A 14,164-nucleotide genomic window follows, 5' to 3' on the forward strand; every position below is an offset into this window, starting at 1 on the left:
AACAATAATGGTGATTACCGAGTGTGGCATGGCCGATTTCCCACCAGCACTCACAGCAGCGTTTATAAAATTGTACTCGAAGGTACCTTCCATTGTTTTTTGCACATGTAAAATTTATCAAGAGGGTATTGAAGGGGGAAAAGTAAACCGCTGTAGTTAAAGAAAATTTCGAAAGACACTTTTTTCATTTGTGATAAAGGTGTCTTTTTGTTATGTATTTTTAATAAATCTTTTATTTTCGCTTTGGATCTCTTTCTTTTGTTTCTTTTTTTTCAAAAATGGCAAATTAGATAAATATTATCATTTCAATTTAAACGGCTTTTCATATTTCTGTAACATTAATATCGTAGAGTAGTATTAATGCAGATTGGACAAATCCATTTAGAAAACCAACTATTGAAACCACATTGTAAAAACGGTATTTCCACTAGTTTAATCATGGTTGAAAACGGGTATAAAAAGCTATCCTAAAATAGGATTAATTTCATTTTGTGAAGAAATTTCTGGAGGTGTTAAGTATGACTTCCTCTACAAGAAGGAGTCTTTACTTTGACAATGCAAAATTTATTTTAATTTTTTTAGTGGTATTTGGTCATGTCATTAGTCCTTTAAAAGGAAAGGATGATGTTTTATTTACCTTATATACAGTAATCTTTTTATTTCACATGCCTGCATTTATCCTTATTTCTGGGTATTTTTCAAAAGGATTTCGAAAGAAAGGACATCTTTGGCAATCGTTCAAAAAGATTTTATTACCGTATATTATTTTTCAAGTAATTTATTCTATTTTCTATTATTGGAATGGTAATGACTCAGATCTTACATTCAATCTACTTCAACCACATTGGACATTATGGTTTTTACTTAGCTTATTTTTTTGGAATCTTCTACTCTATGTCTTTGCGAGATTAAAATGGATAGGTTTGGTAATTGCTGTTGGGATTGGAATCGGCATTGGATATTTGGACAATGTAGGTAGTTATCTATCTCTTTCCAGGACTTTTGTGTTCTTCCCTTATTTTCTCTTAGGATATTTGATAGAGAGAAAGCATTTTCTGCTTGTTAAAAAAGTAAAATATTCTACCTTCATCGGTTTTATTGTCCTTATTGGAACGATGGTTCTGTTCTGGACTTTATTTCCAAAGGAAGCTGTTCCATGGCTACTAGGTGACACTTCTTATGCAGGTATGGGAAATAAAGAATTAACAGATGGGCTTATCCGTGCCTCACAATATTTATTAACAGCAATCGTTATTTACGGGTTTTTAGCCATCGTCCCATCGAACGGATTTAAATGGACGACAATTGGGGAACGTACTTTGTACGTTTATCTCTTACATGGCTTTATCATTAAATTAATTGAAACATTTGTTTCTGATGATACATTAAATACAATGTCTGACCATTACTTAGCCCTTATGGTCTTCTCATTAGGAATCTGTTTAGTACTTGGTAGCTATTTTATCAAAAAATATACACGACCATTAATAGAGCTAAGGATATAAGAGAAGGAGCAGTTGTCCCGCTCCTTCTTTCATTTTTCTATATGAAAACAGATCTACTTGAACTAGTGAAAGTAGATCTGCCAACATTCACATACTTTGCCTTCGAGCTGTCGCACATGATAGTTTTATTTATTTACATTTTAGCTAATTCCATTCCGAGGAAGGCAAGCAAAATACCTATAGTATAAGTAAGTCCTAAATAAATTACCATAACAAACCATTTTCTATCTTCAAAAAGCTGTACATTTTCAAGTTTAAACGCTGAAAATGTCGTGAATGCCCCCATAAACCCTGTACCGAGAAGAAATGTTCCTACATTTCCCAACCCTTTCCCTTTAATATAGCCTAGTAAGAAAGCACCAAGCATATTGACGATAAATGTAGCTAATGGAAAAGAAGATTGATATCGTTTTTTTATACAGTTGCTTATCCCAAAACGCGTGATAGCCCCAAAAAATCCACCAATCGCTACAAAAAGACTATTTAATATCATGAAATAGTTCCTCCATCCTTCAGTTAGAAGACTTTCTGTTTGTATATTCTAGAAACCTCCATTTTCCAAAGTGATAGCCTATCCCGGCCATAAATAGTCCACCCCAAAGACTTATTAAAATATATGTAAAAGCCAATATCCAATGGGATTTTTCCATAAGTTGAACCATTTCAAAACTAAAAGTTGAAAAAGTTGTAAATGATCCAATTAAGCCTGTTCCCAGTGCTGTAATAATGATTGGATTGAAAATATTCAAGCGAGATACATATGTCGTTAACCATCCTAAAACAAAGCAACCAATCAAATTAGTAATAAGAGTAGCTAGTGGAAATGCTTGATGCCACCATAAATCGACGGTTAATCCTAAATAGTATCTTAGTAAAGCTCCTACTACACCAGCAATCCCTACAACAATATAAATCATTATCTCACCTCTTTTTATTAATTTGTGCAAAAAAATAAACTCCTACCAACAATAATAAAATTACTGGTAGGAGTCATTAGCTTAAAAGCGATTATGGCGAACTCCATCGCCTATTTTTTATAACTATTTTAGCAGATGAAGGCATAAATGCCAATAGCGCCAATCGGAATGATTGGCGCTACACTACTTATTTTGCAAAACGATGGTTACCTATTGTCACGGTTACTTGACGTGATAATATCCATGTACTTTTGGCTGTTTTTGGATTGTAGAAATACAATGATCCTTTACCTTGTCCATTAAAAGCTATTGCTTCATTAACCGCTCTTCTTGAATCATCATCTGCTGGCAGATTAATTCTTCCATCTTGAACAGGTGTAAATGCATAATGCCCTGAATCTATTTGGTAAATAACACCCTTAACAGTAGATGGAAAATCAGGACTCTTTAATCGATTTAAAATGACTGTTGCTACTGCAACCTTCCCAGAATAAGGTTCGCCACCTGCTTCTGCATGAACAAGTTTTGCCATTAATTCTTTGTCTGCTGCTGAAATAGTAGAATTAGGAATGACAATATTTTGACCAACATAAAGTTTAGAATTCTTTGCATTGTTAACTTGCATTAAGCTATTAACAGAAACTCCAAATTGTTCTGCAAGCTTCCAATACGTTTCACCTTTTTGTACCTTGTGAGTAGTTGTTGCTGCATCTATTTGATTTGATAAAGTAAATGCTGATATTGATACCATTAATCCAGCAACAATTACTAGTTTTTTTAGTTTTTTCATGTATATAACCTCCTAGTAGTTTCGCTGTTCTGCTTATCTACTAGACTATCAGTTGTAACATAGTTATTCATTATCCAAAAATTAGTAATCAAAATAAAACCAAATGATTCATTGATATCAAACTGTTCACTCCACTTTAGGTATTTTTACCCAAAAAATCAATATTACCGTAAATAAACCAGTCAGGGAAAAAACAGGATTCATTTTTACAAATTGTTTCAAATGTGTATCAATGTTAGGTTTTTGTATCATGGAGCGAAACTATATGCTTAAACTTCAGGTGCATTGTAACGACTTCATAAATTGCTCAGTTTTCCGAAATGCTTATGATGTTTTGTATATATCTCCTTAATGGTTTCGGAATAGTCGGAAGCAACTTTGGCTCCATCTTCAGTTTAAGAAAAGATGTTTCTATGCAAACTGTATTAGTAGCGAACGAATTAAACTCATGATTAAGAGGAACCGCCATAAATGGAAGAGCGATCTCCATTAATTACTGAAAATGAATAAATTTATGTCGCAACGTAAAAATAAAATTAGTGTTATTTTTAACACTAATATGAATGTGGAGGGATATATTTTGAATTTACTTATCAGCATGTTATCTACAATCATTTCATTTGTAAAGAAAGCTATATTCTTACTAGAAAATTCAAGCTATAGATATACATTTTCATTAAGGATGTTAGCTTTTAGATAATGGTAAGTATTTCTTTCCACATTTTTCAAAACCTCGTCACTTTTAAAGAGACGAGGTTTTGACATTATTACTTTTTGCTAGGTTCTCTGCTTTAGCAACAAGTTTTATTTTCCAGTATTTGCGAAAAATTTAATTCGCTCCCCTATCTCATCACGAACTCGTCCAAAGTAAGCCCATTTTTCTTCTTCAGTTCCTTGCGCTTTTGCAGGATCATCAAATCCCCAATGAACTCGTTTTACTTTCGGTGGTGTTATGGGACATTTATCCGCTGCATCCCCGCAAAGAGTGACTATTAATTCCGCATTGTTTAATATTTCATTGTCAATGATATCTGATGTTTGATTCGATATATCAATCCCTACTTCTTTCATTGCTTTTACCGCATTGGGATTTAAACCGTGTGCTTCTATACCAGCACTTTTAGCAATCCAATCATTCCCTAGATATTTCTTTGCCCAACCTTCAGCCATTTGGCTGCGGCAGGAGTTCCCTGTGCATAAAAAGTAGATTGTTTTTGACATTCCTATTCTCCTTTAAACATGTTTTAAGCTTAGATATAGTCCTAAAAGAGTAATTAGCAGAACTGGTATTGTTAAAACAATACCAGTTTTAAAATACGTTCCCCATGATACTTTTACACCTTTTGTTTTTAATACATGAAGCCATAGAAGGGTTGCTAAAGAGCCGATTGGTGTAATTTTTGGCCCCAAATCGGAACCAATGACATTCGCATAAATAAGACCTTCTTTTACCACTCCTACCGTATGAGTTCCAGAGATGGCGAGAGCATCAATCATAGCGGTTGGCAAGTTATTCATAACAGAAGACAGAAATGCCGCCAAAAATCCCATCGAAACGGTTCCAACCAGTAAACTATTATTTGCAGCCACTTGAATCACATCACCTAATACGTTAGTTAAACCAGCATTTCGTAATCCATAAACGACAACATACATTCCGATAGAGAAAAATACGATTGTCCAAGGTGCACCATTTAAAACCTTTTTGATTTCAATCGCCTTACTTTCTCTTCCCATAAGTAGAAAGAAGATGGCGACAACACCCGCAATAATGGATACAGGAATATGGAACGTTTGACTGATAAAATAACCTGTTAATAATACTGCTAGCACAATCCAAGACATTCGAAACATCTTGTTATCTTTGATCGCATAGGAAGGATTTTTTAATTTGGATAAATCATATTGTCTCGGTATATTTCTTCGGAAATACAGAAATAAAACGAGTATACTAGCAACTAAAGAAAATAAGTCAGGAATGATCATTTTGGAAGCAAAATGAACGAATCCTATCCCGAAAAAGTCGGCTGAAACAATGTTAACAAGGTTACTCACTACAAGTGGAAGAGATGTCGTATCCGCGATAAATCCACTTGCAATAATAAACGGAAAAATCATTTTTTCTTCAAGATTTAAGTTCCTTACCATGGCTAATACGATTGGTGTAAGGATAAGTGCTGCCCCGTCATTGGCAAAGAATGCTGCCACTAACGCACCTAGAATACTTACATATACAAACATCTTAATTCCGTTGCCTTTAGCCGTTTTAGCCATATGAAGGGCTGCCCATTCAAAGAAACCAATTTCATCTAAGATTAAAGATATTATAATGATTGCGATGAAAGAAAAAGTTGCATTCCATACAATTTTCGTTACTTCGATAACATCGTGGAAATCAACGACTCCCACAAGAAGGGCTAAAACGGCCCCTCCACAAGCTGACCAACCGATAGATAAATTTTTCGGCTGCCATATGACAAGCGTTAATGTAATTAAAAAGATCATGATAGATAAAATAATCACTGATGTATTTCTCCCTGTGTCTAGTCACAACAATTTTGACATTTTTCTTCGATTTTGTACCTCTGACTAGGTAAATCTTTTATGATATTTAGTAGATATTCGTAATGAGGAAAATCTGAATTTAATGAATAATAAATCCACTGAGCTCCTCGTCTTTCCTTGATAAGTCCACTGTCTTTTAGTTTTTTCACATGCTGACTGATGGCTGGCTGGCTTATTTCGAATAAATCAACCATTTCGCAAACACAGACTTCATGCTCTGACATAATCTTTATCATTGATAATCTCGTTTTATCCCCTAAGAGTTTTAGGATTCCCGCTGCGGCAGTGATATTAATATTTTCTATAGTTGGCATATAAAACCTCCATATGCATAATCAATATAAGCATTTACTTATATAACGATTATATAAGCATTTACTTATATAATCAAGTACTTGTTTAAATCATATTAGTTAATACACTTCTTTTTTCAATAAAAAAAGCACGCAGAAATATCAGATTGTCTCTTTGTACCAATGCTTTACAACTTTTCAAGTACACCTGGCATATTATAAATTGCTATTTTATCAATAAGATTATTCCTATCGTCATTTAACCAATTAAAAGGAAGGGTTCTGAATAGCACAGAACGCTTCCTTTTATTCGTTACATATTTTTAAACACACTTTGTTTTAACTGTCTTTTATGAGGAATAGCCCATGAAATCATTAGTATTAGGCAAATTGCCGATGCGAGCCGAAACAGATTGGAAAGTCCGATTTGTTGTTCCAAACTATATCCTGCAATGGGTCCAAGAGCTGCTCCTAAATCAAGGACGATGGTAAAAGTCGTCATTAAAAATAAGCGGTTTGTCATTTTTGAAGCATAATCTGTTGTAACACCGTCTAGAACGGAGGTAATTACGGTTGCCACTAAAAGATGAACAAGAAGTACAGGTAGCCAAATAACTAGTTTAAGCGGCAATGGAATCAGGAATAAAAAGATTGATGCACTTATTAAGAAAAGGACCAATACTTTGTTTTTTTGTTTAGCTCTATCAAATATTACCCCAATTTTCGGTGTTAAAAATGGTGTAATCCCCCACCGTAACGCCTGCATTCCCCCTGAAAGGGTTGCTGCACCTATCATAAGACCAAAAAAACGAATTTGATTCGAAAATTTCTCCTCAATAATATGGCTTAAAGTTGCTGTTAACATGCCATCCAAAAGCATGCTTAAAAGGAAGGCGGTAATAAGGATTTTTAGAAACATTTTGTTTTTGATTGGTCTCAACCATGTAGTCCGAGCTTGTATTGTTGGTTTATTCACCTGCTCTGTAAGGATTGTTTTCGGTAAGTATTTAAAAACCAACGGAATGCTCAAAAAGACCATGCAGCCCAAAAGCACAGCAATCAATTTCAGCCCAAAAAGGTCGGCTAAAAATCCGCCTAACAGCATTCCAATTAGACTGCCAAGACGATACAGTCCATTATAGGTTCCCATTAGGTTTCCACGGTTTGAATCCGTTGAGTATTGGAGCACCAATAAATACGCACCTAGTTTAAATAGCGACCATGATAGTCCCCAAACAGAACGCAGCAAAATCCAGATCGGATAGTCTTTAACAAAACCATAACTTAACGTAGTCAATCCACTTAATAGAACTGCAAATAAAATCAAATTCCGAAAACTAAATTTCTTATAGATATACCCAATCAACGGATTTAACGGTAGCCTAACAAACCGATTAACAGATAAAAGAACTCCTACCTGCACCAAGGATGTTAATCCAACTGACTTCCAGTGTGTCGGCAACACAATATAAAGCATGGAGTCCCCAGCTAGGCAAATGGCTGTGATAAGTGCGATGGCAATGATCGATTGTTTATATTTTGGACTCATGTGTCACCCCCTAAATGAAAAACCAGTCCATGGCTGTTGGACTGGTTATTATCTTTTAACCGCAACAAGAACTATTTTTCACTTCTAATATAACCGGCACTGGACCTCCGTGACAAGAACTTGCATTTGTCGAAAAATTAATTTTACAAACTCCTGTCTTTCTATACGATTGCACGACGCACAAAAAAATTGCTGAATAAATTCAGCAATTTTATAAATACTTCCTCTGAACACTCCGTCCATCATAGCTGAACAACATTTCCTTGCTTTCGACGATAGATTCCAAATGAACGGTTCTTCCCCAAAGCTGATGAACATATGGAAGGACCTTTTCAAGATACTTCAAATCAAGCTCAACGTCTTCATACCAATGCTTTAAATACAACTCTCCATTTTTCATATAATCTCCATCATTTACCGTGATATAAGGAAATCCTCCATTTACACGCATACTGACAAGCTGATCACGAACTTGTTTCCATTCTTTATCAACAATTTTATATTCACGTCCTTGTTTTTGAAATAGATACATATCCTCTCTCATCACAAGGTCTTTTGTTAAATAGTTTCTTAAAAAAGATATATCTGATTCGATTTCACGGACTTCGAACATTTTTTCTCTTCCTGAATTTGGCTTTTCTCCGCGTTTGAGCATCTCCTCTGTTGGGTTATTATACCTTTCTTCAATATCCTCAAATATTTTTACCCCAAGGTAATATGGATTGATCCCCGTTTTTGAAGGTACCACTACTCCCGCATTTAGTTTAGCAAACTCAATTGATTCATCACTTGTTAGATCCATTTCTCGAAGAATTCGTTGATGCCAGTAGGATGCCCAGCCTTCGTTCATGATTTTCGTTTCTAGTTGCGGCCAGAAATACAGCATTTCCTCCCTGATCATCGTCATAATGTCTCGTTGCCAATCGGTTAATTCACGGCTATATTGTTCGATGAAGAGCATAATATCCTTTTCTGGCTGAGGTGGAAAGTTCTTTTTTGTCTTTTTCTTTAAAGGTTTCTTATTTCGATCGTCTATTGACCATAAATCATCATATGGCGTAACTGGAGTATGATCTTCTTCCTCCCATTCCTCTTCATCCTCTGCATTCCAAGCCAGTTTTGGCCTCATTAAGGAAGGATCAATATGCTCTTCAATTGATAAAACAGCGTCGATGAACGTCTCGACTTCACGTTTTCCGTATTTAATTTCATATGCGCGAATTCTTTCGGCTGTGGCCGCCATACTTTCGACCATATCTCGTTTTGTATTTTGAAAACGCACATTATTTTTAAAGAAATCACAGTGTGCTAGAACATGTGCAACAATCAATTTATTTTGAATCAATGAGTTAGAGTTAAGTAAAAAGGCATAACAAGGATTAGAATTAATGACAAGTTCATAAATCTTGCTTAGACCTAGGTCATAGTGCAGTTTCATTTTGAAAAACTGTTTTCCAAAGCTCCAATGGGAAAAGCGTGTCGGCATTCCATAAGCACCAAATGTGTATATTATATCTGCTGGACAAATTTCATAGCGCATCGGATAGAAATCTAGGCCAAAGCCACTAGCGATCTCGGTTATTTCCGATATAGCTTTTTCTAAGGCTTTCTCTTCTTCCATATTCATCCACTTCTCCCCTTTTCAATTAATTCTTCCTCTCACAACAATGTATGAGAAAAAAGTAGAAATCATGTAGTTTTATTACCTTTCACTATATTGTTTTTGTGCTAATATTAAGAAGGAGGTTGATTACATGTTATGGCTGTTTATCGCCGTTTTTATCCTACTTATCATAGGTACCATAATAGGTTCCCGTTATTCCATTAAATTGTTTAAAGAAAATCATTCGAAAAAATTTCTTCCGTTTGGAATAACGTTTGTGATCGCTTTAATATCGGAAATTATCTTTCTAATAGTTTCAAAAAATATTCAGCTGACTATTGATACTTCCCTTAGCTGGATGGTTTTGAATATGGGGCTATTCTTTGCCTCTGGTATTGTGTATTTTTCCGTCTTTTTGTCAAAAAAATAGCGAACTGATTGGTTTTCGGCCAATTGGTTCGCTTTTTTTTATATATTCTTTCTTAGTATATACATAGGTAAAACGCCAATAAAAAGAAGGATTGAAGCGAAAATATAGATATTTCGAACCCCTACAATTTCTATAAGAGTACCTGAAAGTAATGATGCCAATCCAAATGATAATGCAGAAATAGCAGCCTGGGTGGCATAAACATTCGGTAATTTATCCGGACTCGTTTTCGTTTGAACCAAGGTTAGCAAAATTACTGCTTTTTGCTGGTCAAACACCCCAAATAGTAAAGATAGAACGAGTGCAAAAATGGGAATTTCGTTAATTCCAAATGCTAAGGTAACAAAGGCTGTACCGAAACCACAAATGACCAATATCTTCCTTTGATACTTACGGTAAAAGGCATGAAATTTTAACAAAACGATACTTGCTATAAGCAGCCCAGCAATAAACGCACTGTTAATAAATCCCCACCAATCCTCACGTGCATGCAACCGTTTGTCTACAAATAAGTACATAATGGCGGCTATCCACACTACACCCGCAATCGTTTCAATCCAGCTGATACATTGGATTTGACGGAGTGTTTTATTTTTCCATATTTCTTTCCAGCCCACAGAAAGCTGTGACATATAGGTTGAAAATTTGTGCTCACTTGTTTTCGGTGCATTGTTCTCATGGTAGAAAGGGATACTATACATAAAAATAGTGCTTACTAAAAAAAATATTCCGGTTATAAATAAAGTACCTGCAGGCTGAATCACTGCTGTTACTATTCCACCTGCGGCCCATCCGGTAAATTGAATCGATTGTCCCAAGCTGGATAAAAATCCAGTTGTTTTCATCAATTCTTCTCTTTTTACAATTGATGGAACAGGTGCATTAGACGCAGGGAGTGCCCATCCATCTAAAACAGCAATGATAGCTGCCAATAAAAAGATGATCCAAACGAAAGGAATACTTTTTAAAACGACTATAAATAAACAAAACATTAAAATTGTTTTTAATGCTTGTGAAGTGGCTAATAAGTGCTTTATCGTATATCTATCCAAAAATAATGGTGTGATTACGCTGCTGATAAATTTGGAAAAGGTTATCACAAAAGGGACTAGCGTCATCTGAAATGCTGATCCTGTAGTTTGATAAATGGCTGCAATTAATGCAACAATATATAATACATCGCCGGCACTTGCAAAGGACTGTCCAACCCATAAATATCGAAAGGCTTTCGATCGCAGATGTCATTCCTCCTCATTTATTAATTTGTCTTTATAGAGGAATTTACATCACATATGTATATCACCTTTCATTCGTTTTTTCATTATTTTAACATATTCGGGTATTTTGTTGTTTAGAGATTATTTGTGATCTGGGTGAATTTTTATGTGACCCGGATTCGTGTTTATGTGCCCTGGATGATTTATTGGGCCTTATTTTGATGGCTTTGTGACCTGCTTTCGTTTTATTGTGCCCTTTTTCCTTTTTTATGTGGCCCAGAATCATGTTTATGTGCCCGGAGCGATTTATTGAGCCTCATTTAGATGATTTTGTGACTCGCTTTCGTTTTAATGTGCCCTTTTTCCTTTTTTATGTGACCCAAACGCGATTCTATGTGCCTTGGATAAATTATTGTGCCTTATTTCGATGAATTGGTTACCTGCTTTCATTTTTTATTGTACCCTTTTTCCTTTTTTATGTGACCCAAACGCGATTCTATGTGCCCCGGATGATTTATTGTGCCTTATTTTGATGGTTTTGTGACCTATTTTCATTTTAATGTGCCCTTTTTCCTTTTTTATGTGACCCAAACGCGATTCTATGTGCCCCGGATGATATATTGTGCCTCATTTAGATGATTTTGTGACTCGCTTTCGTTTTAATGTGCCATGGGTGCTTTTTTATGTGACCCAAACACGAATCTTTGTGCCCCGTGAGATTTATTGCACCTTATTTCGCTGGTTTTGTGACCTACTTTCATTTTAATGTGCCCTAGTTCCTTTTTTATGTGACCCAAACGCGATCCTATGTGCCCTGGATAATTTATTGTGCCTTATTTCGATGGTTTTGTGACCTATTTTCATTTTAATGTGCCCTAGTTCCTATTTTATGTGAACCAACACATTTTTATATTGTGCCTTTTTTTGAATCAATATCCCAAACTTTTACTGCGTCACTAAATCGACTTTTTGCATACACTAAAAACAACTCCTAAAATGATACTTTCATTTGATGGGTTGGCAAACCCCATTTAATGTTAGTTGGATAGTCGGTTCTTTTTTAGGAAAGGGCTAAATAGGAGGGAAGAAAATGAACAGTGTTGATTATGATCGTGCGCTTTATTATACCCATCGATCGCAATGGGATAATTTGCTCATATTAATGGTGAGAACGAAAGATGATATGCTTTCGAAGCGGATAGAACGATTATTGCACGCCTATCATTTTTCTCATGATTATTCCGTTATAGAACGAAATCTATATTCCCTTCTAAGGTATATTGATTATGCCAATGAAGTGGGAAGAGATGCTGAACCTGTTATCGAGGATTCTTATTTATATATGAGATAATAGGTTAAAACGGCTTTCCATATAGGAGAGCCGTTTTTTTTGATTAGATTATAGAATGAACTAATTTCATAAATGCTTCAGAAAGACATTCCTGCTTTTCATTACTATCTTCTAAACCCTTTGTATTAACACTAAAATAAAATTTAACTTTTGGTTCTGTTCCAGAAGGGCGCAAACAAATCCACGATCCATCCTCAAGATAGTATTTTAATACATCGGATTTAGGCAAGTGAATTTCCTCTTTTGTATTTTGCTGGACATTTACTTTTATACTCGTTTTATAGTCCTCTATGAGTGTGAGTTTTACATTATTAATGTGAGTAGGCGGATCAGACCGGAAACGATCTAATAAGTGCTTAATTTGCTCCGCTCCTTCTCTACCTTTTAATGTCAATGATTTTAGATCCTCTTTATAGTAGCCAAATTGCTCGTATATCTCTAATAATGCATCATACAAGGTTTTTCCTTGCTTTTGATAAAAAGCACATGCCTCACATGCTAAGATTGCAGCTTGAACAGCGTCTTTATCACGTGCAAAATCTCTGATTAAATAGCCATATGATTCTTCGTAGCCAAACAAGAAAGTATACTCACCTGTTGCTTCATACTGCTTAATTTTCTCCCCAATAAATTTAAAGCCAGTTAAAACATCTTCCGTAGGTATATTGTAGGATTCAGCAATTTTTCTGCCGATTTCAGATGTGACAATGGTTTTAAAGACTTTACCATTAGCAGGAATAGTTCCCTTTTTCGTTTTTTGAGATAAAAGATAATGTAAAAGAACAGCACCGGTTTGATTCCCAGTTAGAAGCACATATTCACCATTTTTATCCTTTACAGCAACTCCTAAACGATCTGCATCTGGATCGGTAGCGATCAAAATATCTGCGTTATGTTTTACCCCATATTGGATTGCTAGTTCAAAAGCAGCTTTTTCTTCTGGATTAGGTGAAGAAACAGTTGAGAATTGTGGATCTGGCTTCTCTTGTTCCTCTACAACGAATACATTTTGATAACCAAATGCATCTAGAGCGTTTCTCACTGGCTTTTCAGCTGTTCCATGCAATGGTGTGAACACAATACGAATGTTTGATTCTTTTGCTAACTCTGGATGTTCACTAATCGTAAATAATTGCCTTAAATAAGCTTGATCCATTTTATCGCCAATCATGGTAATTAACCCTGCCGATTTCAAAGCCTCTTCGGATTCCACCTGTATTTCTAATTCATTATCGACTTCATTCACTTTCGCAATAACCTCATCCGCAGCCGCTGGTGGCAATTGGGCACCATCATCGCCATATACTTTATATCCATTATATTCTGGAGGATTGTGACTTGCAGTAATGACAATTCCTGAAAACGCATGTAAGTATCGAACGGCAAAGCTCAACTCTGGTGTGGGTCGGAGCTCTTCGAAAACATATGTATGTATGCCGTGTGTAGCCAATGTTTTCGCCGCCTCCATGGCAAACTCTGGGGACTTATGCCTTGAGTCATAAGCAATGACTACACCGCGTCCTTTCGCTTCTTCTCCAAACCCTTCTATGTATCGTGCAAGACCTTCTGATGCCTTTCGAATTGTATAAATATTCATTCGATTCGTACCAGGACCTAATTCCCCGCGCATACCGCCAGTCCCAAATTCTAAATTCTTGTAAAAAGCATCCTCTAACTCGGCATCGTTTTTTTCTATTTCTTTTAATTGGCTGCTCAATTCTTGATCCAAATTTTCAAAATGCTTCCATTGCATGTATGTGTTTTTCCACATATAGAATCCCCCTCTATGGGTGTTATAAAATTTTTATTAGATATAATATATAGTAATGAATTTAGTAATTTATTTCAATTATAGAAAATGTCTACTTAATCAAAACCACCAGTGTGAACTGGTGGTTTGCTCTGCGGCTGAAAGCCTCTCTTACCGGCCTTGGCCTTAAAGGC

General features: G+C 35.5%; 13 protein-coding genes and 1 riboswitch. Of the genes, 3 read left to right on the forward strand and 10 right to left on the reverse strand.

Annotated features, from left to right (window positions below):
• The first annotated feature begins 518 nt into the window (after positions 1–518).
• On the forward strand, positions 519–1,505 hold the full coding sequence (locus AC3WJF_RS13750) for an acyltransferase family protein (protein ID WP_492453085.1): 987 nt from the start codon (positions 519–521) through the stop codon (positions 1,503–1,505).
• 133 nt (positions 1,506–1,638) lie between these two features.
• Here the strand turns inward: AC3WJF_RS13750 and crcB (AC3WJF_RS13755) are convergent, their stop codons facing one another.
• The 8 genes from crcB (AC3WJF_RS13755) to AC3WJF_RS13790 all read right to left on the reverse strand — a co-directional run bounded on the left by crcB (AC3WJF_RS13755) (position 1,639) and on the right by AC3WJF_RS13790 (position 9,246).
• On the reverse strand, positions 1,639–1,995 hold the full coding sequence (crcB, locus tag AC3WJF_RS13755) for a fluoride efflux transporter CrcB (RefSeq protein WP_492453112.1): 357 nt from the start codon (positions 1,993–1,995) through the stop codon (positions 1,639–1,641).
• Between the two features lie 22 nt (positions 1,996–2,017).
• A complete protein-coding gene (gene crcB / locus AC3WJF_RS13760; RefSeq protein ID WP_492453087.1) occupies positions 2,018–2,422 on the reverse strand; it encodes a fluoride efflux transporter CrcB in 405 nt (134 codons plus the stop codon).
• Between the two features lie 60 nt (positions 2,423–2,482).
• Positions 2,483–2,542: riboswitch (Fluoride riboswitch) on the reverse strand.
• 67 nt (positions 2,543–2,609) lie between these two features.
• Positions 2,610–3,212 (reverse strand): cell wall hydrolase, encoded by a 603-nt coding sequence (locus tag AC3WJF_RS13765; protein ID WP_492453088.1) that lies wholly within the window; start codon positions 3,210–3,212, stop codon positions 2,610–2,612.
• Between the two features lie 804 nt (positions 3,213–4,016).
• Entirely contained in the window at positions 4,017–4,433 is a 417-nt protein-coding gene (arsC, locus tag AC3WJF_RS13770) for an arsenate reductase (thioredoxin) (protein WP_492453090.1), read from the reverse strand.
• Between the two features lie 12 nt (positions 4,434–4,445).
• On the reverse strand, positions 4,446–5,735 hold the full coding sequence (locus AC3WJF_RS13775) for an arsenic transporter (RefSeq protein ID WP_492453092.1): 1,290 nt from the start codon (positions 5,733–5,735) through the stop codon (positions 4,446–4,448).
• A 20-nt stretch (positions 5,736–5,755) separates the two neighbouring features.
• Complete coding sequence (locus tag AC3WJF_RS13780; protein WP_492453094.1) at positions 5,756–6,091, reverse strand: ArsR/SmtB family transcription factor; 336 nt, start codon at positions 6,089–6,091, stop codon at positions 5,756–5,758.
• Positions 6,092–6,383: 292 nt separating this feature from the next.
• A complete protein-coding gene (locus AC3WJF_RS13785) occupies positions 6,384–7,619 on the reverse strand; it encodes an MFS transporter (RefSeq protein WP_492453096.1) in 1,236 nt (411 codons plus the stop codon).
• A 211-nt stretch (positions 7,620–7,830) separates the two neighbouring features.
• Entirely contained in the window at positions 7,831–9,246 is a 1,416-nt protein-coding gene (locus AC3WJF_RS13790; RefSeq protein WP_492453098.1) for a SpoVR family protein, read from the reverse strand.
• A 127-nt stretch (positions 9,247–9,373) separates the two neighbouring features.
• Between AC3WJF_RS13790 and AC3WJF_RS13795 the strand changes: the two genes are divergently transcribed.
• Positions 9,374–9,652, forward strand: coding sequence for a hypothetical protein (locus AC3WJF_RS13795; protein WP_492453100.1), 279 nt, complete (start codon positions 9,374–9,376; stop codon positions 9,650–9,652).
• 38 nt (positions 9,653–9,690) lie between these two features.
• Here the strand turns inward: AC3WJF_RS13795 and AC3WJF_RS13800 are convergent, their stop codons facing one another.
• Complete coding sequence (locus AC3WJF_RS13800) at positions 9,691–10,890, reverse strand: MFS transporter (RefSeq protein ID WP_492453114.1); 1,200 nt, start codon at positions 10,888–10,890, stop codon at positions 9,691–9,693.
• A 1,069-nt stretch (positions 10,891–11,959) separates the two neighbouring features.
• Here AC3WJF_RS13800 and AC3WJF_RS13805 point away from each other — a divergent pair.
• Complete coding sequence (locus AC3WJF_RS13805; protein ID WP_492453101.1) at positions 11,960–12,220, forward strand: YhdB family protein; 261 nt, start codon at positions 11,960–11,962, stop codon at positions 12,218–12,220.
• A gap of 43 nt (positions 12,221–12,263) precedes the next feature.
• Here the strand turns inward: AC3WJF_RS13805 and AC3WJF_RS13810 are convergent, their stop codons facing one another.
• On the reverse strand, positions 12,264–13,991 hold the full coding sequence (locus tag AC3WJF_RS13810) for a phospho-sugar mutase (RefSeq protein WP_492453102.1): 1,728 nt from the start codon (positions 13,989–13,991) through the stop codon (positions 12,264–12,266).
• Between the last annotated feature and the right edge of the window lie 173 nt (positions 13,992–14,164).

It is taken from the genome of Heyndrickxia sp. FW510-T9, assembly GCF_058781025.1.

Excerpts from the sequence above, each read along its gene's own strand:
- AC3WJF_RS13750 (WP_492453085.1), top strand. The coding sequence starts at position 519 with ATGACTTCCTCTACAAGAAGGAGTCTTTACTTTGACAATGCAAAATTT.
- crcB (WP_492453087.1), bottom strand. The coding sequence starts at position 2,422 with ATGATTTATATTGTTGTAGGGATTGCTGGTGTAGTAGGAGCTTTACTA.
- AC3WJF_RS13765 (WP_492453088.1), bottom strand. The coding sequence starts at position 3,212 with ATGAAAAAACTAAAAAAACTAGTAATTGTTGCTGGATTAATGGTATCA.
- arsC (WP_492453090.1), bottom strand. The coding sequence starts at position 4,433 with ATGTCAAAAACAATCTACTTTTTATGCACAGGGAACTCCTGCCGCAGC.
- AC3WJF_RS13780 (WP_492453094.1), bottom strand. The coding sequence starts at position 6,091 with ATGCCAACTATAGAAAATATTAATATCACTGCCGCAGCGGGAATCCTA.
- AC3WJF_RS13785 (WP_492453096.1), bottom strand. The coding sequence starts at position 7,619 with ATGAGTCCAAAATATAAACAATCGATCATTGCCATCGCACTTATCACA.
- AC3WJF_RS13790 (WP_492453098.1), bottom strand. The coding sequence starts at position 9,246 with ATGAATATGGAAGAAGAGAAAGCCTTAGAAAAAGCTATATCGGAAATA.
- AC3WJF_RS13795 (WP_492453100.1), top strand. The coding sequence starts at position 9,374 with ATGTTATGGCTGTTTATCGCCGTTTTTATCCTACTTATCATAGGTACC.
- AC3WJF_RS13805 (WP_492453101.1), top strand. The coding sequence starts at position 11,960 with ATGAACAGTGTTGATTATGATCGTGCGCTTTATTATACCCATCGATCG.
- AC3WJF_RS13810 (WP_492453102.1), bottom strand. The coding sequence starts at position 13,991 with ATGTGGAAAAACACATACATGCAATGGAAGCATTTTGAAAATTTGGAT.